Genomic DNA, 21,085 nt, shown 5'->3' with positions numbered 1-21,085 from the left:
AAAAGGCGGCCCGAAGACCGCCGAGGAGGGGGGTATTGGGTATCAGAACAGTCCGGGCTTGGATACTACGCGGTAGCCGCGCTGGGAGTGGTCCCACAAGTAGTAGGTGTCATAAGCAACGTAGTAATTGAGGCCACCCACAATAACAGTCAGTGCTGAGGCCGGCAGGCTGTGTACGACAGCTCCATGTGGTGCATGACTGACGACATAACCGTGGGACGCCGGGCGGTAAAAGATACCGTCGCTATAGTAGAAGCCCGCCGCTCCCAGATTGATGTTGACAAAGTTGCGTGGCAGGTGGCGCCAGCGATAGCCATAACCATAGTGTGAAGGACGGTGGTGAGGGCGGTGCCCTTGGTAGCCGTGACGGTAGTGGGGCCGGTGTGCGGCGCGACGCTCATGTCGGTGACCTTTATTGTGACCTTTATTGTGCCCCTTCTTGTAACCTTTGTCGTAGGCATGGCGAACCTCGCGACGGTGCTGGCGTTCTTGCCTGCGTTGTTCTTTCTTGCGCTCTTGCCTGCGCTCTTGCCTGTGCTGTTCTTTCTTGCGCTCCTGCCTGCGGTGTTTCTTTTCCTGCTGGCGATTGTCGTGATGCTTTTTGTGGCCGCGTTCCAGGTGGCGCTGTTCCCGTTGAGCTCGTCCCTGCCCGTGGTGGTCGTTGTCCATTGCACGTTGGTGTCCGCGGTGCACTTCGGACAGCGCGGGGGTTGCTATCAGCAATAGGCCCGCAGCGGCGATGGCAGTAGCGAAGTGTCTCATAACAGCGCTCCTGAGCCCGGATGGCTCTTTTATGTCGTTTGAAGTCTTTTGTGTATCTTGGCGTGCAGTTTGCCTTGGCGGGACTGAACACTTCCTGAACTGGCTGAGGTAGAATTTCGCGTAGTCGTGGGATTTGGCGGTGACCCATAATTCAGGGGCTGGCAATGGCTGATTTACCGGGACACAGGCTGGATTCTTGGGGGAAACCTTTATAAAAGTGGCCGTTTTGCTATGTTGAGACGCCCGGTCTCAGCGAGTATGATGCCGCGCTGATACATAGTGAGCGGTAGAGTGATGCAAGTCTTCCACCACGTAACAAGCCTGCGCGATGCGCTGGCCCAAGCCCGTAGCGACGGCAAGACGGTCGGCTTTGTGCCAACGATGGGCAATTTACACGATGCCCATATAGAGCTGGTCAGGATCGCCCAGCAGCACTGTGACTTGGTGGTGGTATCTATCTTCGTCAATCGCCTGCAGTTTGGTCTGAACGAAGACTGGGACACCTACCCGCGCACTATGGAGCGGGATATCGCCAAGTTGCGCGAAGCGGACTGCGACGTCCTCTTTCACCCGGATGAAAGTGAGATATACCCCAACGGTATGGACCAGCAGACCCGTGTGGTTTGCCCGGCTATGACCGATGTGCTGTGTGGCGCTAGCCGTCCGGGCCATTTTGAGGGTGTTACCACTGTCGTGGCGAAGCTGTTCAATATTGTGCAGCCGAACAAGGCGGTTTTTGGTATTAAAGATTTCCAGCAATTGGCGGTGATTCGCCGTATGGTGGAAGACCTGTGTATGCCGGTGGAAGTCGTTGCCGCGCCAGTACACCGTGAGGGCGATGGCCTGGCCATGAGTTCTCGCAATGGCTATATCAGCACGGATGAGCGGCCCAGAGTGGCAGTGTTGAACCAGTCGCTGAACTGGGTCAAGGATGAGATTGTGGCGGGACGTCGAGATTTTACCGACTTAGAAGATGAAGCGCGCAAGCGAATAGAAGATAGAGGCTTTCGGGTCGATTACTTCTGCATCTGTTACAGCCGGGATTTACAGCCGGCCGCAGATGATGACAAACAAATCACGATTTTGGGCGCTATGTACACCAGTGCAGCGCGCCTGATTGACAATGTTTCCCTGGAACTCTGAGGGGCATCCACCCATGCAAATTGAAATGTTGAAGTGCAAATTGCACATGGCCGCGGTGACCCAGGCCGAACTCTGGTATGACGGCTCCTGTGCAATCGATGAAGACTTGGTAGAGCTGGCCGGTCTGCGTGAATTCGAGAAAATTGATATTTACAATGTGACCAATGGCGAACGCTTGCACACCTATGTCATTCTGGCCGAGCGAGGCTCCGGTATTATTTCCATGAACGGCGCTGCTGCTCGCAGAGTTCAGGTGGGCGATCGTATTATTATCGCTTCCTATGCCCAGCTGACGGAGGGTGAGGCGGATAGTCACAAGCCCAAACTGGTTTACCTGGATGGGAACAACAAGGTGGAGCGCAGCACTAATACGATTCCGGTGCAGCTCGCCGAAGTGTAAATGGGGTTAGCCACAGGGCGTTACCGCCCTGTGGTAGTTTTCCCCGACTGCTTATTGCCAATCGCATTCACTCATTTCCACGGATATCTGGGTTCTGAAGCAGCCGGTCTGGCAATGTCTTGAATGGACTAATTGTCCGAGAGCAACAGAACCTCCTGTTGGAATCTTTTTTCGAGGTAGTCTTCGTTCAGTGTGTAGTGCCACAGCTCCTTCTTTTGTCCTTTGCCTAAAGCAATTTCACCGATTCTGCCGGGGTTGTATTTGATTGGTTGATTGAGCTGGTATTCAGCAACCGGATCTTGATATGCCTCTTTCGGTGGGATTATCTCCCATCCATCTTGCCTCAACCGCTGTGCCAGATCGCCGATAAACAGTGCGGAGATGTCCGTCTCGTGCAATAGAAGTACATGTTTGGGCGAACGTCCCAGATATTTGATGGCCATTTCGTCGTAATATTCAATACTTTCCATAAGCACATCGATGTACATATTGGAGAGTCTTTGCAAATCAACAGATTTACCCTCTTTTAAAGCCTTCTGGAAAAGTACTTCGATATACCAATCGTAGTTATTCAGTGTGATATAGGCATTTTTATATTCATTCTTCTGCAGCAGGGTTCTCATACCGTCGCGCTTTTCCAGTGTTTCACCCTCGCGCAAATAGGGGAAGCGAAAATAGGGTTGGAAATTGTTGAACTGCTTAAGTAATTGGTGCGCCTTTAGAAAGTCCTCCTGGTATGTGGGGAGGTCGGTATCCAGGAAGTTGGGATGGCTGTGGGTATGATTTCCAATAAGGTGCCCGGCCTCATCGTAGAGCCGCATTCTACTCAACCCTTGTTTATCCAGGGATTGCGTGTTGGAGAAAAAGGCGACCCGGCCCACTTTATTTTTACTTAGATTTTCTATCAGGGTATTCGCCCGGGTCGAGCCATCAAAGTAGCCATTGGCTGCGCGGGGGGCATCATCGAAAGTAATTGCCAGTTGTTTGGCATTGACCACTGGGGCAATTACCAAACAAGTTATTAGTAGAAATGTTGAGCGGCCCATGGTATGGATTTCCGTGTTGAAATTATGGGGTTACTGGCTCCATACAGTGGTACGGTAGATAGCACGCTGTCTTACTAAAGTAGCATTTTGCCGTAACTGCCTTGCAGAGTCGTCCACTGCAGTGTGTGATTATTGCCCTTCTGAAGCACAGGTACGCCCGTTTTATAATTTTGTCTATTGTCTCCACTTTGGTGTTAGGTGTATATGGTTAAAATATTGGTAAGTTCTTGCCTTCTGGGTTGTGCAGTACGCTATAACGGTAGTGCTGTTGAAGTTCATAGCGCTGACTTTAACTGGCTACTGGAGACACAGGACATTGTGGCCTTGTGCCCGGAAATTTCGGTGGGCTTGCCTATTCCCAGAGTGCCGGCAGAAATTTTGGGGGGTGACGGAGTCGCTGTTCTATCTGGCAGTGCTCAGATTCTGGGAAGTGATAAGAGCGATCTGAGCGATAAGTTCGTATTGGGGGCCGAATTGGCTCTTAGGTTATGCAAGGAACAAGACATCCAGTATGCGGTGCTCACAGAAAATAGCCCATCTTGTGGCAGTCAGTATATTTATGATGGAAATTTTTCGGGAATAAAAAAGAAGGGCAGTGGAGTCGTGGCAGCCATTTTGATGCAGTCTGGGATTAGAGTTTTTAGTCAATACGCAGCCAGTGAGCTTAGGCGGCTTATCAGTATTGTTCGTTAGGGGCAGGATTTATAGCAACTGTAAATAGAAAATAGTTTTTAAAAATATAGGTACAGAAAGGATGGAACCGAGAGCAATAAATTTCAAAGATAAACTGGCAACCTTTTCTGAGCATTGGTCTCCAAAAGTTATCGCGGAGATGAATAATTACCAATTTAAGTTGGTAAAGGTACAGGGAGAATTTGCCTGGCATGATCACCCGGATACTGATGAAGTATTTATTGTGATCTCCGGAAACTTGGAAATTGAATTTCGTGATAGCACGGTGTCATTGGGCCCTGGAGAGATGTATGTGGTGCCCAAGGGGGTTGAACACAAGCCAAAATCTCAGCAAGAGTGTGAAATTTTACTGGTTGAACCCAGAGGGGTGGTCAATACCGGTGATGTCGATGGTGAGCTAACAGCTGAAAATAATGTTTGGATTTAATGTTCGTTAAATTTACAGAAAACAACCTGGGGCTATATTCGACAGTCTTCGACTGAAAGCCGCTTACTGTATAGACTCCATCTCGCTATTCCCACCGTCTATTGCCGATCACCAAGTGCGTTGTGTTACTTAACGTTTTACCGGGAATTGATGTCTATGTACTTGCTTGCTCAGAGGTCAGTGGGGATTGTTTCGAGGTGGCAATGCTATAAAGTGATACCGATCAGGCTTTAACAAGCTCGACTTTCTCTTGGCCATTTGTGCCGCGCTAATAATAAAGGAGAAGATGATGTCAGAAGTGCACACCCGTCCGGTCCCTACCAACTTTGCTGCAAATGCGCTGATTAGCGCAGAAGACTATGAAAGGATGTACCGTCAGTCGGTGGACAATCCGGAAGCTTTTTGGGCACAGCAAGCCAAGGATTTTCTGCAGTGGGACAGGCCATTTGCCCAGGTGTTGGAAGAGGACATGTACAAGGGCCATGCGGCCTGGTTTGCCGATGGTCGGCTCAATGTGACGGTAAACTGTATTGACCGGCACCTGACGACCCGGGGTGAGCAAACAGCTATCTTGTGGGAGGGGGATGATCCCGCCAATAGTCAGGCAATCAGCTACCGCATCCTTCACGAGAAGGTGTGTCGCCTAGCGAACCTAATGAAATCCCGCGGGGTTAAAAAGGGAGATCGGATTTGTCTGTATATGCCGATGATCCCAGAGGCCGCCTATGCAATGCTCGCCTGTGCCCGTATTGGGGCTGTGCATTCAGTAGTATTTGGCGGTTTTTCCCCAACTTCCCTGAAGGATCGCATTCTCGATTCTGATTGTCGCCTGGTAATCACCGCAGATGAAGCCGTGCGTGGCGGCAAGCGTGTGCCCCTGAAAGCCAATGTGGATAAAGCCCTGGCCGAGTGTCCGAACGTACATACGGCGATTGTGGTTAAGCACACCGGCACGGCAGTGGATTGGGATAGCAAGCGGGATATCTGGTATGGCGATTTGATCCCGCAGATGGAGCCCGACTGCCCCCCTGAAGCTATGGGGGCAGAAGACCCGCTATTTATTCTTTATACCTCTGGCTCTACTGGAAAGCCGAAAGGTGTTTTACATACCACTGCGGGCTATCTGTTGATGGCCACCATGACGTTCAAATATACCTTTGATTATCGTGAGGGAGAGGTCTTCTGGTGTACCGCCGATGTGGGCTGGATTACCGGGCACAGCTACATTGTCTATGGCCCCCTGTGCGCAGGGGCAACCAGTTTGATGTTCGAGGGAGTGCCCACTTACCCGGATGCCTCACGTTTCTGGCAGGTTGTGGATAAGCATCAAGTCAATATTTTTTATACCGCACCCACGGCGATTCGCGCCCTGATGGGCGCTGGAGATGACTTTGTAAAATCCACCAAAAGAAACTCTCTGCGTCTGCTGGGCACTGTGGGTGAGCCGATTAACCCGGAGGCTTGGGAGTGGTATTTCAGCGTAGTGGGTGATGAGCGCTGCCCGATTGTGGACACCTGGTGGCAGACAGAAACCGGGGCGCATATGATCACACCGCTCCCCGGTGCAATGCCTCTTAAGCCCGGTTCGGCAACGCGCCCTTTCTTTGGTGTACAGCCGGCGCTGTTGGATAGTGAAGGGCAGGAGATTATTGGCGAGGGTGAGGGTTCCTTGGTTATTAAAAACAGTTGGCCCTCGATGATCCGAGGTGTTTATGGCAATCGCCAGCGAATGCTTGATACCTACTTTTCTTCATTCCCCGGTTACTACTTTACCGGGGACGGAGCCCGCCGCGATGGAGAGGGTGATTACTGGATAACCGGGCGTATCGATGATGTTCTGAATGTCTCCGGTCATCGACTGGGAACCGCGGAAATTGAAAGCGCCTTGGTGCTGCACGGTGACACTGCGGAAGCGGCAGTGGTTGGTTATCCACACGACATTAAAGGGCAGGGGATTTATGCTTTTGTCATGCTCAAGTCCGGGTGCCAACCGAGTGATACGTTGAAGTGCGAGCTGATTGATCTGTGCAGCAAGGAAATAGGGCCTATCGCAAAACCGGATTTTATCCAGTGGGCGCCGGCCCTGCCAAAAACCCGTTCGGGCAAGATTATGCGGCGTATCCTGCGAAAAATAGCCTGCAACGAACTGGACAATCTCGGTGATATTTCCACCCTTGCCGACCCATCGGCAGTTGACGCATTGATTGATCATCGGGAAAATTGCTAAGTATAAGTGTGCCGGTAAAAGATTATCGATGGCCGGGTTCATCCCGGCCTTTTCATTGGGCAAACGATCGCCTGTTTTTCGCCAGAGGTCTGCACTGGTTATTTTCTGTGGAGGGAGTTTGTCTGATTGTTGATTCCCTCTCTGAGTATTTACGTTTGAGGAGATTCTAATTGGAACAGGGACAGTACCTTTGTGAACACTATCGCTTTGCTGCAGATCAACGCCTTAAGGTGTTTAACTTTTTCGTTATCCTAACGATGTTTGTGGAGGGAGGGATTTTCACTGCCGTAGAGAAGGATTTCCACCCGCTAATACTGGCGTTGTTAGGAGGATTTGTCGTCATATTGGTGACTATTTTTTGGCTGATGGATATCCGCAGTCGCCAGCTTCTTAAGCTCGCTGTTCCCGCCTTGAAAACACTGGAAATGGGATTCCCCGAAGAGGCGAGAATTTTTTCCAATGATGCTATTCGCCGGGGAGATCTCGCGCGCTATACCTTCGCCTTTCGGGTTTTACTGACGGGACAACTGATTTTCGGTTTGGGTGTCGCCTCCTATGGCTTTTATCACTGGTATCTCAGCCCTTAGCGTTTTATTACGGCCATTTAACGGTGTAATGGCGGGTATTACTATGTATTGCAATATAGGCCCCACAAGTTTCCACATATTTCCTGTGGCTAAAAAGCATCGCTGGATTCCCTGAGCTATCTTGCAGAGGAATCCGGCCGCCCTTGAGGCGGAAAAGAGGGTGTTTCCACCATGCTTGATCACATACGTATTCATGTGCATAACTATGAGCGCAGCAGGGGCTTCTATCAGCAGGCGCTGATGCCATTGGGCTATGGATTGGTGATGGAGTTTGACGACTGGGCGGGTTTTGGCTGGGCCGATAAGCCTGAACTATGGATTCGGGGTGGGACCAGTACTACCCCGCAACTGCATATTGCTTTTCGTGCCGAAGAGCGCCAGGTGGTTAGGGATTTTTATCGCTTAGCGCTAGAGGCCGGAGGGAAGGAAGATGGCCCGCCGGGTGTCTATGAGCAATTCCACCCGGATTATTATGCCGCCATTGTGTTGGACCCGGACGGACATAAGTTGGAAGTGGTCTGTCATTTACCGGCGGATTTACAGGATTGAAAAAAGCCAGTCGCTGAAAACCGGTTTGGAATAAAACATGGATGATATTGCCCGCGCAAAGTATCTGCCTAAAGCACTGATGGTTATCGGTGTGCTTTTTATATTGGTAATCTACCCGATGATGATGTGGGTTTGGCCGCAGGGCTGGGGGTGGACGCCCCGACAGCCGGAATACGAGCAGATGATTGTCGGTATCTATGTCACTTTGGGGGTTTTCCTGATACGTGCGGCAAAAAATCCCGCGGCAAATATCAGTTTGATCTGGTTTACCATATGGTCCAGCCTTGTTCATGGTGTCATCATGCTGATCCAGGCTTTGATTGATAAAACCGACCGGATTCACTTAGCGGGGGATATACCGATTTTATTTTTGATTGCAGGCGTCCTCTGGTATCTTATGCCGAAGTATAAGTGGGAGAGTAAAGATGCGGGGTAGTTTTTTTTATTCGTATGGCTCCCCATTTACTAGATCAAATTTTAATGATTGATCTCTGCTATAAGAACGATAATCAGATCTAATTTCTCGCCCATTGTCTGTCCCTATAAACTCTACTCTTGTAATAGAATTGGCTGTAGAGACAAATAATCCCATGAAATACTTATCCTTATTAGCATTAACTATCAGCATGATAGGCGCTGCCAATGCAGAGACATTGACCCGTGATAATGGCGCTCCAGTCGGTGATAATCAGAATGCGCAAACGGCAGGCGAGAATGGCGGCAACTTGCTGCAGGACGTGCAACTTGTTCAAAATTTGCAACGATTTGCTCGCGAACGTATCCCAGAGCGCGTTGTACATGCTCGCGGTACCGGCGTTCACGGCGAGTTTGTGGCGACGGCGGATCTCAGTGATTTAACTCGGGCGGCTGTGTTTGATCCTGGCTCCAAGACCCCGGTTTTTGTACGCTTTTCAACGGTAATTCATTCTAAGGGCTCCCCGGAAACCCTGCGTGATCCGCGTGGGTTTGCTACCAAATTTTATTCCGAAGAAGGCAACTGGGATCTGGTCGGTAATAACCTACCGGTATTTTTTATCCGTGATGCAATTAAATTCCCGGATATGGTGCACTCGCTGAAACCGTCCCCGGTAACCAATCGACAAGACCCCAACCGTTTCTTTGATTTCTTTAGCCATGTGCCGGAAGCCACTCATATGTTGAGTTGGGTCTATTCCGATTACGGCACGCCAGCCAACTTGCGCCAGATGGATGGCTGGGGCGTTCATGCCTATAAATTTGTCAACGACGAGGGCAAAGTGAATTATGTGAAGTTCCACTGGAAAACCCGCCAGGGGATTAAAAATCTGACTGCGCAAGAAGCAGAGAAAATCCAGAGTAAAGACTTCAGCCACGCGACTCGCGATATGTACACAGCTATTAAAAAGGGCGATTACCCCAAGTGGGATTTATATATTAAAGTGCTGAAGCCTTCCCAGCTCTACAGCTTTAATTACAACCCGCTCGATGCCACAAAAATGTGGCTGGGTGTGGAGGAAAGCAAAGTGGGTACCATGACACTCAACCGTGTGCCGACAAACTTCTTCCAGGAAACCGAGCAAGCTGCGTTTTCCCCGGCAAATATTGTTCCCGGCATTGAACCGTCTGAAGACCGCCTGCTGCAGGGGCGTGTATTCTCTTACTCCGATACGCAAATGTATCGCTTGGGTGCCAATCACCAGCAATTGCCGATCAATCGTCCCCGCGTTGTGGTCAATAATTGGAACCAGGATGGTAGCGGTAATTACGGCCAGCAGAGCTCCGATGTGAACTACCAGCCGAGCCGTATTCATGTGCGGGATGAGAACGCTAGTGGTTTATTCAGCAGCAAGCCGCTGATCGGTAGCACACAGCAAAAGGCGATTGAAAAGAAACTGCCCTTTGCCCAAGCAGGGGCTTTCTATCGCAGCCTGAGTCCGGAAGAGCGCCATAATCTGATCGAAAATCTCGCCGGTGATCTCAGCAAGGTTCGTGATCGCGCGACTAAGCATGTGATGCTGAGTAATTTCTATCGAGCCGATAGGGAATACGGCCAGCGCCTGACACAAGCCGTTGGCGGAGACCTAACTCGAGTGAAAAAACTGGCTGAGTAATTTTAGCGCGCGGGTGTCTCCGACCACCCGCCACTTTGCAGGGGTGAAATTATGAAATCATTTTTATTTGCGCTACTTTTTCTCAGCGCTACTGCTCAAGCGGTGGAGCCGGAAAATGCTGACTCTGATTTGGTCGAACTCTCCCGGTATTATTTTGCCGCCGCACGGGTGGGTGATACCCAGGTGTTACGCGAATTTTCACAGGCGGGCTTTCCTCTGGAGTTACGCAACGCAAAGGGCTATTCAGCTCTGATGATTGCCACCTACAACGGCAACGCAGAGGCGGTGGATTACCTTTTGCAAAAAGGTGCTGATGCCTGTGCTCAGGATCGCCGCGGTAATACTGCGTTGATGGCCGCAATTTTCCGCGCTGAAATGGCTATCGCCAGCACCCTGCTAAAGCAGAATTGCGATCCGTTGCAGGCGAATAAAGCCGGACACTCGGCAGAGGACTTCGCCAGCGTGTTTGGTCGCGACCAGCTGGTCCAATTACTCCAGCAACAGCGTAAAAATGGCAGCTGATACTCTTTAGTGTGGGCCTCGTGCTGCAGAGTGTGGTCGCACAGTGCTTAGCGCATGGGTCCGATGAGATCAGAGCGGCGCATCGCGGTGTTATTCAGTGTTTGTCCCCGCCCCCAGGACCGCGTTAGCATAGCCAGCTGCAATCCAGTTGGTACCCGCTATGACCCAGAGCCATCATCCCTATGAAGCCCTTACGCCGGACGTGGTGATCGACTGCGTCGAGAGCAGCGGGCTTATTTCCGATGCGCGGATTTTCCCTTTAAACAGTTATGAAAACCGTGTTTACCAGGTGGGTATTGAGGGCGCCGAACCACTGATTGCCAAGTTCTACCGCCCCGGTCGTTGGAGCGACGAACAGATACTGGAAGAGCACCAGTTCACTCTGGAGATGGCGGAAGCGGAAATTCCTGTGGTGGCGCCGTTACTGATTGACGGGCGTACCCTAATGGAATCTGCAGGTTTTCGTTTCGCCCTGTTCCCCCGTCGCGGTGGACGCCAGCTGGAACTGGATAATTTCGAGCATCTGGAGCAGGTGGGTACCATGCTTGGGCGTATACACGCGCTCGGCAGTGCCCAGCCTTTTTCTCATCGGCCGACCCTAAGCCTGCAGCACTTTGCCATTGATAGCCGTGAATTTATTCTCAGTGGCGACTTTTTGCCTAGGGAGAACCGCGAGGCTTATGCGTCCGTAACCGGCCATATTATCGAGCAGGTCGCGCCTCTATTTGAACGCGAATGGGACCTGTTGCGCCTGCATGGTGACTGCCATAGCGGTAACTTCCTGTGGCGCGAGGACACGCCCTGGTTTGTAGATTTGGATGATTGTCTGATGGGCCCGGCTATCCAGGATATCTGGATGCTGATCTCCGGTAATCGCGCGGAGCAAACCGCTTACCTGGATGCGGTACTTGAGGGCTACGAAACCTTTTATAGTTTCGATCCCCAGCAGCTGCAGCTGGTGGAGCCGTTGCGCTGTCTGCGCCAGATGCATCACGCTGCCTGGCTGGCGCGCCGCTGGCAAGACCCGGCTTTCCCCCAGGCATTCCCCTGGTTTAATACAGGGCGCTACTGGGCAGAGCATATACTGGCATTGCGCGAGCAGCAGTCGGCGTTGTTGGAGCCGCCACTTACATTGGGCACTGTGTAACATGGAGAGAGCAACAATGGATGCGACATGCACTGAAGCCGAAGCAGACCTCATTTGGGAGAAAATTCGCACTGAGGTGGCACAACAGGTAGAGAGAGAGCCGATTCTGGCCAGCTTTCTGCACGCGACGATCCTCAATCACAATTCTCTGGAGGCGGCGCTCAGCTTCCACTTGGCAAACAAGCTCGACAATGCGGTGGCGCCGGCGCTGTTGATTCGCGAGGTGATTGATGAGGCCTTAAAGGCCGATCCATCGATCGGCCATGCCGCTCGTGCAGACCTGAATGCCATTTACCTGCGCGACTCGGCGTGTCAGTCCCTGCATGAACCCTTTCTGTATTTCAAAGGTTTTCACACCCTTCAGGTTCACCGGGTGGCGCATTGGCTGTGGAAGCAGCAGCGCCGTTCTCTGGCCATGTTCCTACAACACCGAGTATCAGTGGTATTCAGTGTGGATATTCACCCGGCGGCCCGTCTGGGTGAGGGTATATTGCTGGACCACGCGACTGGCATAGTGATCGGTGAAACCGCGGTGGTGGAAAACAATGTTTCCATCATGCAGTCGGTAACCCTTGGTGGTACTGGTAAAGAGACTGGCGATCGTCATCCGAAGATTCGCCACGGGGTCCTGATCGGTGCGGGCAGCAAGGTGCTTGGCAATATCGACATTGGAGAGTGCGCCCAGATTGCCTCCGGTAGTGTGGTACTAAAATCGGTACCGGCCAAGGTTCTGGTGGCCGGCGTACCGGCAAAAGTTGTTGGGGCGGCTACTTGTGCCGAGCCGGCCATGTCCATGGACCAGTGCGCCTTGTCGCAAGTGCAGAAGTAAGACTTGTGACTCCGCTGACAAAAGTGTCACGGGGACCTGGGGAAATGACTCAAGGGCACTATCCTTTGACCCATGAAATATAGTCTTAGCGCTAAAAATCTTGTCTGTCGCAACCTGGAGGCCTATGCGGGTTACCGCGCGGGCCTGTTCAACCCCGATCACACCAAAGAGATCACTGGTATTGTACGCAGTGATAGCGGTTTGCCCTCGGTGGGTCTCAACCAGGTTATTTCCAATATGGTCATGCCGCCGCGCATATTTCAGCGCTTTGCGGTGGATTACTTCGCCGAGCGGCGCAGTCCCTTCACGCTGTGGCACAGTGCTTCAAAGCCCCTGGATGACGCCGCGCTGGAAGCGGTGGGGTTAAAGCGGCGGCAGTCCCAGGTAGCAATGGCGGTGGAAATCCCTCACCTGAGTGTTGGCGATGCTTCCGCCGTGGATAAACTCACGATCAGTGCAGTACAGGAAGAGGACTTGCCAGCCTATGGCGCTGTGCAAGCGGCAGTGGCGGGAGAGCAGGAGGGGGCTCAACTAGCCCGGTTTTATGAAGGTCTACAGGGAATCCCAGAGCAGCGGCGAGGGCGACTTAAGCTTTTTCTTGCGAGCCTTGAGGGTACTCCGGTGGCTGCGGGTTGTTTGTTTGCCGCAGCAGATGCGCTGGGCCTCTATGACTTGGTGACCCTTAAATCCCACCAACAGCGAGGAATAGGGCGGGCACTGTTTTACCACCTGGCCGATCGGGCCTGCAGTAGTCATCATCGCAATCTGGTCGCCTTGGTACCGGCGGATCGGCAGCAATTACTACTCGATAGCGGTTTTTTTGCCGTGGGGGAAGTGGCCCGCTACCAGTTTGCTCCGCAGTAAGTTGTCACTATGCGCGACTGAAGGGAAAAGCGATAACCTTATCGATGGAATCATAGCCTGCCGCCAGCATCAGCAGCCGGTCTACCCCCAGTGCCACACCGGCGCAGTCCGGCATACCCTCCGCCAGGGCTGACACCAAGCGTTCATCAAACGGCTGTAGCGGGCGCAAGTGGTCGCGGCGGTACGCCAGGTCTTTTTCAAAACGCCGCAACTGTTCTTTGCTATCAGTCAGTTCCCAGTAGCCGTTGGCCAACTCCAGTCCTCCAGCATAGGCTTCGAAGCGCCGTGCAACCGGCGTGCCCTGTTGATCGTTAAGCACTTTGGCCAGTGCTGCCTGTTCCGCAGGAAAATCATAAATGAGTGTGATTCCCTCGTTCATGCTGGCTTCCAGGCGGTGACTCATCAACAGATCCAAGCACTCATTGCGTTCGCGGGGAGTAAATGACAGTTCCATCTCACGTGCGACACAAGATACGAGTTCTGCATTACTGGCGCTGTGTGGGTCCAATTGTAGCTCGCGTAAAAACAGCTCCCGATAACTGAGAGATTGCACTTGGTCTGTGGCCAAGATAGCACTGAGCAGCTCTGTCACCTCTGCCATAAGTTGGCGATCGTCCCAGCCGCAGCGATACCATTCGAGCATGGAGAACTCGGGGTTATGGCGACCGCCGGATTCGCCCTGACGGAAGGCTTTACCCAGGTAGTAGCAATCTCCCAGTCCGGCGGCGAGCAAGCGTTTCAGGCCCAATTCCGGGCTGGTGGCGAGATAGGCAGTTTCTCCACTGCACTGAGTGCTGATGGACTCGATATGTGGGTCGCTGGTGGCGCGCTGGGACAGCACCGGTACTTCGGTTTCAAGAACCCCTCGCTGGGAAAAGAAGGTGCGGATCTGTGCGAGCAGCGCGGCGCGCTGGCGCAGGGCCTTAATGGAGGCGGTGGGGCGCCAAGCATTTTTACTCATGGAGGGTAACTCTGGAAACGAGCGGCCGTTGGCCGCCCGAAGGGAGGAGGCACTCAATCTTCCTTGGCACGGCCCAGGTATTCAGCGGTGCGGGTATCCACCTTGATGGTTTCGCCGATTTCCAGGAACAGGGGGACCTTTACGACAGCACCGGTCGCCAGAGTGGCGGGCTTGGTGCCGCCCTGGGCAGTGTCGCCGCGCAGACCGGGATCGGTATCGGTAATTTCCAGAATAACGTGGTTGGGTGGAGTGACTGCCAGGGGACTGCCGTTGTACAGGGTGATGGTGCAGATATCCTGCTCTTTGAGCCACTTGGCCGCATCGCCCACGGCGTCAGTGCTGGCCTGGTGCTGCTCGAAAGACTCCGGCTCCATAAAATGGTAGAACTCGCCGTCGTTGTACAAGTATTCCATTTCGCGGTCCATTACGTCCGCAGCTTCCAGGCTCTCACCGGAGCGGAAGGTGCGCTCCCAAACACGGCCGGTTTTCAGGTTGCGCAGTTTGACGCGGCTGAATGCCTGGCCCTTACCAGGTTTGACGAATTCGTTTTCCACGATTGAGCAGGGGTCGCCGTCCAGCATCACCTTGAGGCCGCCCTTGAATTCGTTAGTGGAGTAACTAGCCATAGCAATTAGAGCCCTTTAATTCATTTATCTATATGATTTCTAACGAGTTTTTTATTTTTCACCGACTTGGAGCACACCCTGGCAAGCCAAGCTGAATGTCGCTTGCTGCCGCCAAAATGGTAGCCTCAGGTAACTCGTCGGGCTGGAGTAGAGAGACTCTGCCGCCAGCCCTGCATGATGGGGCGGGATTATACAGGAGGGCGAGAGCTTGAACGAATAGCTGGGATCAATTGGATTGAGGAATGGCTCTGATTTTGCCAGAATCACGTGCTCGTGTGGCTTGCCGGTAAATGGACGTGTGCCCATTTACTTTGGAATAATCAACTCAGTGGGTCTTCTCCACCGCCATAGCCTCTCCTCTGCGTACGTCGTGCAAAATACGCAAAGGTTGCTTGAGAGCGCTTCTCTTGCAAAATCCAGTCGTGGGCCTCGCGGCCTAGTTCGGGATCAATATCCTGGATGGTGCCGGCAGACTCGGCCAGTATTTGCAGCTTGGCAGCGCGCTCGGCTTGCACTGCCATTACACAGGCCTCTTCAACGGAGCGGCAGGCCATAACCAGGCCATGGTGACCGAGCAGAATCGCGCGTTTATCTTTGATTGCAGCAGCAATCAGTTCCCCCTCGCTGTTGCCCACAGGTACGCCGGGCCAGTCTTTGAGGAAGGCGATATCCTCGTAGAGCATACAGGCATCCATGTGGGAGATTTTCAGGGGCCGCTCCAGCATGGAAAGTGCGCAAATATGCATTGGGTGTGTGTGCACAATACAGTTTACGTCGGCGCGCGCGCGATAAATCCAGGAATGAAAACGGTTGGCGGGGTTGGCCATCCCCTCACCGGAAAGTACTTCGAGGTCTTCATTTACCTCAAGCAGGTTGGATGAGGTAATTTCATCAAAACCGAGGCCGAGGCGCTGGGTATAGTAGGTGCCTGGTTTCTCCGCGCGAGCAGTAATTTGTCCGGCCAGCCCCGAGTCGTGGCCATCGGCAAATAAAATACGGCAAGTAAGTGCCAGCTTTTCTCTCAGCGACCACTCGGGCGAGCTGAGATGTTGTTGCATAGCTTTGCTGGCCTGCCTAACCAGCTCGCTTTTTGCTAACGATAGTGTATCAGCCATGTATATCTCCAATTCTCACAGCAAGTTAGCTAAAATTTGCACAATAATCCTGTTTTATTCTCACATCGAAAATTTTTTTTAAAAACTTAACGCCCAAACTTTCGGTCTCCGCCGAATTCATGTTGGTGGCATATCCCTATGCCTGAGCGTTCTCCAGTAACATCTGTGAGTGAGTTAATCAATACTTGCTAGCTAGCTGGAACAGCTTCAGTCTGCGCGTACAATGAAGCACGATATGCAGTTTCAATAGAATCAAAGAATTGCAGACGGGCTTCGACCAGGTGACGCCCGGCTTCGAGCATAACGTCAAGTTGGCTGGTGTCTTTGCAACCGATATCCACCATAATGTTTCGAATGGTTTCTGCGTGGCCGTCATCGCACTCAATGTGCAGCAGAAAAAATTTCATTTCTTTGTCGGTGATATCACAGGAGCGGAAACCGGTAACGATATCAGTGTAAAGGTCAGGCACCAGTGCCTCAGCACCCAGGCAGAGCGCACCCAGGCCGGCACTGGCTCTGAGGTCGCGGCAGTTTTTGAACATGGTATCGACCAGGTGCCTGGTTCCGGGTAAAGCTTCGGAGTTTTCCAGGCTCAAACCAAAATTCTCAAGCATTTCACGGTACATTACTGCGTGAGGTGTTGGGCTGTTCGGTTCCAGACCGAGCTCTTCCATCAGGTTTTCTGCCAACTCAAGAACTTCGTTATTGCTGGGAAGGTTGGCCATCATTGCACACAGGTACCTAACGAAGTATCTGCTGTAGATACCTTGCTGCAGCAGAAAAATTTTCAGCTCCTCCAGGGTGATCGAGCCTTCGCGACAACGCTTGAGGAAAGGATGTGCGCGAATTTGCTCTATCAGAAGATTTTTATTTGCTTCAAGCAATTCAAGCTGCATTTCCATCGAATAATTCCTTTTTGTAATTCTAAATGTTCTATCCGAACACCTTGTTGATGCTTTATTTCTATTTCAGTAGTGCTTGACACTTAGGCAAGCTGACAAAATCTTTTACTTTCCCGGCGTTAAAGCTAACATCGAAATATCCCTATTGTGAATATGGGAATTATGAAATTTTTGAGATTGAGTGGCCGTTTTTAGGCGCGACCTGCATTAGCAATAAAAATTCCGCTAATAAATATTGTTTTCTTTGCTTTATCCTTTTTAACTTTTTCTCGGAGCTATTTTTTATTCTTAAAATGGTATTTAAAGAGTGGGTATAATTTGTTTTTTACGCTTGCGGTAAAGCTCTTTATGAGTTATGTGGGCTGGAAGTAGATGCCTGTAACTCATTGTTGCGGTGATGTACTTTTGAATAGGAGTAAAGAAAAGTAATTTCCCAAGTGGTTAGGGCTATAGCGAAACGTCAACGAATGAAAGTTTGGAGTGGGATTTATTACGGTTTTATTTGGCCAGCTGCTGGGACAGTCATTTGCAACAGCCTGTTAGATAACCGCAGCTGAGCTGGAAAACGTGGATCTTTTAGTGTTACGGGTTACGGTCCTGTGCAGTTTGACACGGGCAATACGGTTTTCTTTTACCGGTTCGTGGCTGTCGGGTCAATGTAGAGGCTTTAGAGGGATCTGTTACAATTTCTTATTTTGCAGTGAATCCCCATGATGGCGTTATCGGACCCCGGCATAGAGCTTATCGACACACAGGAATCCCGCCGCTGGCAGGATGAAATGTCCGATCTGGTCACTGAGCCGGCAGAGTTAATTCAATTACTACAGCTGGACCCCTCTCAGCTTCCCGTGGCCTTACAGGCTGCGGCAGAATTTTCCCTGCGTATTCCCCGTCCCTTTGTTCGGCGGATGCGCTGCGGCGATCCCAATGACCCTCTATTGCTACAGGTTTTACCGGGTGTCGCAGAACTGCAGCAGGTGCCGGGATTTACTGCTGATCCGTTGCAAGAGACCGAGGCCAATCCGCTGCCGGGTGTGGTGCACAAATACCATGGGCGTCTTTTACTGATTGCTGCCGGACAGTGCGCGGTGAATTGCCGTTACTGTTTTCGCCGTGAATTTCCCTACGGTGATAACCATCTGACGCGACGGCAAGGCTTGGCGGCACTGGAATATATTCGTGCGCACACCGAGCTGCGCGAGGTCATATTGAGCGGTGGCGATCCTTTGGTGTTGAGTGATCGTCAACTCAGTTGGCTGTCCGGGGAGTTGGCCCAGGTGCCTCACCTGGACAAGTTGCGTATTCACAGCCGCCTGCCAATTGTCGCACCCAGTCGTATCAGTGAAGGCATGTTGAAGTGGTTTGCCGCTTCCCGTTTGAAGCCGGTGCTGGTTTTGCACTGCAATCATGCCAATGAGATAGATGGAGAGGTGCGCTCAGCTTTGCAGCGTTTGCGTGCAGCGGGTGTCACCCTGCTCAATCAAACGGTGCTACTGAAAGGCGTGAATGACAGCTGCGAAGCGCTGGAGGCATTGAGTGAATCCCTGTTCGATGCAGGTGTGCTGCCCTACTATCTGCATCAGTTGGATCGAGTCAATGGGGCGGCCCATTTTGAAGTCACAGATGCAAGGGCTTTGGAAATTATGGGGCAGCTCCGGCAATGCTTGCCAGGTTACTTGGTACCAAAACTGGTACGTGAAATCCCTGGTGTGCCGTCAAAGTCTCCCGTGGTGTCAGAGGACCTTTAACCTGTGGGGCTTGTATCGGTTGAAAAGCCCCAAGCCTAATAAATAAGTTTTCGCCAAATTGATCTATGCTAAATGCTCTGCGGCAACGCTCGATATATTGGTCAGACGGCCCATTTCTCAGGCGACTTGTTTTCCATCTGGTATGGAAATACTAACTCCGGGAAAGTTTGCACCGCCGTAATTGCGTCGCTGATGGAGAGCAGGGATCATTTTGTACAGGGAGTGTTGTGTGATTTGGGTCACAGGTACCACTTTTTCTTCCCCTTGTATGCCATCCTCGACGCCCCCTAAAATTACTGCTCGCGGTAGCGGTGTGCCGCCATTAAAAAATAGAGCAAATAATGAGTAGCAACGACACAATTCGACTTCTCCTGATCCACGATACCCCATCGGAAGCCCAGCGCCTTGTGAGTATGCTGCACAATGCCGGCCGTCCCAACCGAGCACAGCACGTTGCCAGCGAGGCAGCCTTTAATCGGCTGCTGCAGGACAAAACCTGGGACCTGGTAATTGCTGCAGAGAGCAGTACACAAGTTCCAGCTTCAGTGGCTTTGCGCACCATCAGCAAGCTGCAAAAAGATGTCCCGGTCATCATGTTGACCGAGCGCAACGGCGCCCAGCCAGTGGTGGAAGGCTTGAAGCTTGGGGCGCGCGATGTGGTGGTGGTGGATGAGGATCAACACCTTTTGTTTGTTATCCAGCGAGAGTTGGCAGCCCTGGCAAACCGCCGTCAGGCACGTGTGCACGACCGCCGTTATCACGCGACCTTGAAGCGGGCGAAGGAACTTCTCGACAGCTCCAAAGATGCGATTTCCTACGTCTCCGATGGCTTGATCGTCTACGCCAATGACTCTCTCGCCGAACGCTTTGGTTACGACAGTGGCGAGGAGATCGAGTATCAGCCCCTGATCGATATGCTGGCAGAAAATGAGCAGGAGGCGGGGCGTGAATTTCTTAAGCGCTGCGCCATCGACAATAACGAACTGGAGGCAAAGGAGTGGAAATTCACCGCCAAGACCGCCTCTGGTGATTCGCTACCCACCCGTGCTGAAGTGCTCAGTACCACCTATGACGACGAGCGTTGTTTGCAGGTGCGTATCGCCTCGCGCCGCGGTGATACTGAACAGTTGGAAGCCCAGCTCAGTGATATAAAAAATCGCGATCCGCTCACCGGCCTGTTCAACCGACAGCACTTCTTACAGGTGCTGGACTCCAGTATTAAATCTGCAGCGGAATCCCATAATACGGGTGGCCTGATGCTGATTCAGGTGGATCGTTTTGAGCAGGAAGTGCAGAAAGTCGTGGGGGTGGCTGGAGCCGATGCCTTGCAAAAAGGCATAGCGGAACTACTCAAAGTCAGTCAGCGCAGTGGCGACACCCTGGCGCGCTATAGTGAAGATGCCTTCTGCCTGCTCAGCCCGGATACGACACCGGATAGTATCGAGCAGCGCGCGCGGGAAATACTGAGAAAGATTTCCGACAAAATTTTTGATGCCGACGGTAAAACACTCCAAATTACCGTCTCAATCGGTATATCCCTGATGAGCGAGGCCTCCAGCGGTGCGCAACAGGTGCTGGATCAGGCACTTACCGCGCACAAGCAAGCTTTGGGCGAAGAAAAGAAAGGCGGTAATTTCGCGCTCTATGAACCGGATACCGAGGGCGGCGCCGATGCGGATACCTACCACCGCGCGCGGGTGGTGCAGGCCCTTGAAGCCGGCAACCTGAAACTGCTGTACCAGCCGATCCTCAGCCTACAGGGCACCGGCGAGCAGATGTACGAGGTGCTCGTGCGTATGCTCGATGAGAAAGAGGAGCTGGCACCATTGGCTTTTCTGCAAGAGCTGGGGGATGCGGGCTTGTCGGCAAAGATGGATCGTTGGGTCATTATCACCGCGATCAAGGCCGCTGCGGCGGCCCGGGCGGAAGGCAAGAATGTCTCATTGATGCTGCATATCACCACCGCCTCTCTGGTGGATAGCAGTCTGCCGGGTTGGTTGGGCGTTGCCTTTAAAGCTGCCAAGGTGGCACCGAACACGGTAATTTTCCAGCTGCGCCAGGAAGACATCAACAGCAACCTGCACGCGGCTCGCGATTTCACCACCCAGGTGCAACAACTGGGTTGTCGCGTATCGATGTGTCATTTCGGCACTGGCCTCAATCCTTTTAAAGCGCTGGAGCATGTGAAGGTGGATATCGCCAAGGTAGACCCTTCTTTTGTACGCGAGGTACAGGATGAAGGGGAGAGCAGCGAGTCCCTGGCGGGACTGGTTCAGCGCCTGGGAGAGGCCGATACCAAGGTGATAGTGCCGCATATCGAACAGGCCAGCATGCTACCCACTTTGTGGCAGACGGGAACTGACTATATTCAGGGGTATTACGTGCAGGCGCCTGCGGAAGAAATGAACTTCGATTTCAGTCTTGAATAAACCGCTTCGCTAGGAAGT

21 protein-coding genes are annotated in these 21,085 nt (G+C 52.2%); 15 read left to right on the top strand and 6 right to left on the bottom strand.

The annotated features are described in order from the left end of the window. Positions 1–42 precede the first annotated feature (42 nt). Complete coding sequence (locus MO867_RS07285) at positions 43–762, bottom strand: DUF6515 family protein (protein ID WP_252465647.1); 720 nt, start codon at positions 760–762, stop codon at positions 43–45. Between the two features lie 294 nt (positions 763–1,056). Here MO867_RS07285 and panC point away from each other — a divergent pair, with 294 nt between their 5' ends. Further along, positions 1,057–1,905: a pantoate--beta-alanine ligase gene (gene panC / locus MO867_RS07280; protein WP_252465665.1), complete on the top strand. Its 849-nt coding sequence runs from the start codon at positions 1,057–1,059 to the stop codon at positions 1,903–1,905. 13 nt (positions 1,906–1,918) lie between these two features. Beyond that, complete coding sequence (panD, locus tag MO867_RS07275) at positions 1,919–2,305, top strand: aspartate 1-decarboxylase (protein WP_252465645.1); 387 nt, start codon at positions 1,919–1,921, stop codon at positions 2,303–2,305. 128 nt (positions 2,306–2,433) lie between these two features. Here panD and MO867_RS07270 read toward each other — a convergent pair whose 3' ends face one another. After that, positions 2,434–3,351: a polysaccharide deacetylase family protein gene (locus tag MO867_RS07270; RefSeq protein WP_252465643.1), complete on the bottom strand. Its 918-nt coding sequence runs from the start codon at positions 3,349–3,351 to the stop codon at positions 2,434–2,436. 204 nt (positions 3,352–3,555) lie between these two features. On the opposite strand from MO867_RS07270, the gene MO867_RS07265 reads away from it, so the two are divergent. The 11 genes from MO867_RS07265 (at position 3,556) to MO867_RS07215 (ending at position 13,286) form a co-directional block, all read left to right on the top strand. After that, the gene (locus MO867_RS07265; RefSeq protein WP_252465641.1) at positions 3,556–4,044 is read left to right on the top strand and encodes a 2-thiouracil desulfurase family protein; all 489 of its coding nucleotides are present in this window, start codon (positions 3,556–3,558) and stop codon (positions 4,042–4,044) included. A gap of 61 nt (positions 4,045–4,105) precedes the next feature. Continuing rightward, on the top strand, positions 4,106–4,471 hold the full coding sequence (locus MO867_RS07260) for a cupin domain-containing protein (RefSeq protein WP_252465640.1): 366 nt from the start codon (positions 4,106–4,108) through the stop codon (positions 4,469–4,471). 289 nt (positions 4,472–4,760) lie between these two features. Further along, a complete protein-coding gene (gene acs, locus MO867_RS07255) occupies positions 4,761–6,698 on the top strand; it encodes an acetate--CoA ligase (RefSeq protein ID WP_252465638.1) in 1,938 nt (645 codons plus the stop codon). 170 nt (positions 6,699–6,868) lie between these two features. Further along, positions 6,869–7,285 (top strand): hypothetical protein, encoded by a 417-nt coding sequence (locus MO867_RS07250; RefSeq protein WP_252465636.1) that lies wholly within the window; start codon positions 6,869–6,871, stop codon positions 7,283–7,285. A gap of 171 nt (positions 7,286–7,456) precedes the next feature. Continuing rightward, the gene (locus MO867_RS07245; RefSeq protein ID WP_252465635.1) at positions 7,457–7,834 is read left to right on the top strand and encodes a VOC family protein; all 378 of its coding nucleotides are present in this window, start codon (positions 7,457–7,459) and stop codon (positions 7,832–7,834) included. A 37-nt stretch (positions 7,835–7,871) separates the two neighbouring features. After that, complete coding sequence (locus MO867_RS07240) at positions 7,872–8,270, top strand: DUF6632 domain-containing protein (RefSeq protein WP_252465634.1); 399 nt, start codon at positions 7,872–7,874, stop codon at positions 8,268–8,270. A 154-nt stretch (positions 8,271–8,424) separates the two neighbouring features. Beyond that, entirely contained in the window at positions 8,425–9,924 is a 1,500-nt protein-coding gene (locus tag MO867_RS07235; RefSeq protein ID WP_252465633.1) for a catalase, read from the top strand. A gap of 51 nt (positions 9,925–9,975) precedes the next feature. Further along, on the top strand, positions 9,976–10,446 hold the full coding sequence (locus MO867_RS07230) for an ankyrin repeat domain-containing protein (RefSeq protein WP_252465632.1): 471 nt from the start codon (positions 9,976–9,978) through the stop codon (positions 10,444–10,446). A gap of 160 nt (positions 10,447–10,606) precedes the next feature. Next, positions 10,607–11,593, top strand: coding sequence for a serine/threonine protein kinase (locus MO867_RS07225; RefSeq protein WP_252465631.1), 987 nt, complete (start codon positions 10,607–10,609; stop codon positions 11,591–11,593). A gap of 16 nt (positions 11,594–11,609) precedes the next feature. Continuing rightward, positions 11,610–12,422 carry a serine O-acetyltransferase gene (cysE, locus tag MO867_RS07220; protein WP_252465630.1) on the top strand — a complete coding sequence of 271 codons (813 nt, stop codon included), beginning with the start codon at positions 11,610–11,612 and terminating at the stop codon, positions 12,420–12,422. A 72-nt stretch (positions 12,423–12,494) separates the two neighbouring features. Then, positions 12,495–13,286 carry a GNAT family N-acetyltransferase gene (locus MO867_RS07215; RefSeq protein ID WP_252465629.1) on the top strand — a complete coding sequence of 264 codons (792 nt, stop codon included), beginning with the start codon at positions 12,495–12,497 and terminating at the stop codon, positions 13,284–13,286. Between the two features lie 7 nt (positions 13,287–13,293). On the opposite strand, the gene epmA is transcribed toward MO867_RS07215, so the two are convergent. The 4 genes from epmA to MO867_RS07195 form a co-directional block, all read right to left on the bottom strand. After that, a complete protein-coding gene (epmA, locus tag MO867_RS07210; RefSeq protein WP_252465628.1) occupies positions 13,294–14,247 on the bottom strand; it encodes an EF-P lysine aminoacylase EpmA in 954 nt (317 codons plus the stop codon). A gap of 53 nt (positions 14,248–14,300) precedes the next feature. After that, positions 14,301–14,873: an elongation factor P gene (gene efp / locus MO867_RS07205; RefSeq protein WP_252465627.1), complete on the bottom strand. Its 573-nt coding sequence runs from the start codon at positions 14,871–14,873 to the stop codon at positions 14,301–14,303. A 320-nt stretch (positions 14,874–15,193) separates the two neighbouring features. After that, complete coding sequence (locus tag MO867_RS07200) at positions 15,194–15,988, bottom strand: aldolase (protein WP_252465625.1); 795 nt, start codon at positions 15,986–15,988, stop codon at positions 15,194–15,196. A 188-nt stretch (positions 15,989–16,176) separates the two neighbouring features. Then, positions 16,177–16,890, bottom strand: a complete 714-nt coding sequence (locus MO867_RS07195; protein WP_252465623.1) for an iron-containing redox enzyme family protein — start codon at positions 16,888–16,890, stop codon at positions 16,177–16,179. Positions 16,891–17,600: 710 nt separating this feature from the next. Between MO867_RS07195 and epmB the strand changes: the two genes are divergently transcribed. Next, the gene (gene epmB / locus MO867_RS07190; RefSeq protein WP_252465621.1) at positions 17,601–18,638 is read left to right on the top strand and encodes an EF-P beta-lysylation protein EpmB; all 1,038 of its coding nucleotides are present in this window, start codon (positions 17,601–17,603) and stop codon (positions 18,636–18,638) included. Positions 18,639–18,979: 341 nt separating this feature from the next. Continuing rightward, positions 18,980–21,067, top strand: coding sequence for a GGDEF/EAL domain-containing response regulator (locus tag MO867_RS07185; protein WP_252465620.1), 2,088 nt, complete (start codon positions 18,980–18,982; stop codon positions 21,065–21,067). The last annotated feature ends 18 nt before the right edge of the window (positions 21,068–21,085 follow it).

The sequence above is a fragment of the Microbulbifer okhotskensis genome (assembly GCF_023895975.1).
Lineage (GTDB): Bacteria > Pseudomonadota > Gammaproteobacteria > Pseudomonadales > Cellvibrionaceae > Microbulbifer > Microbulbifer okhotskensis.
Note: the sequence above shows the minus strand (reverse complement) of the source record. Positions and strands in the feature narration are given on the sequence as shown.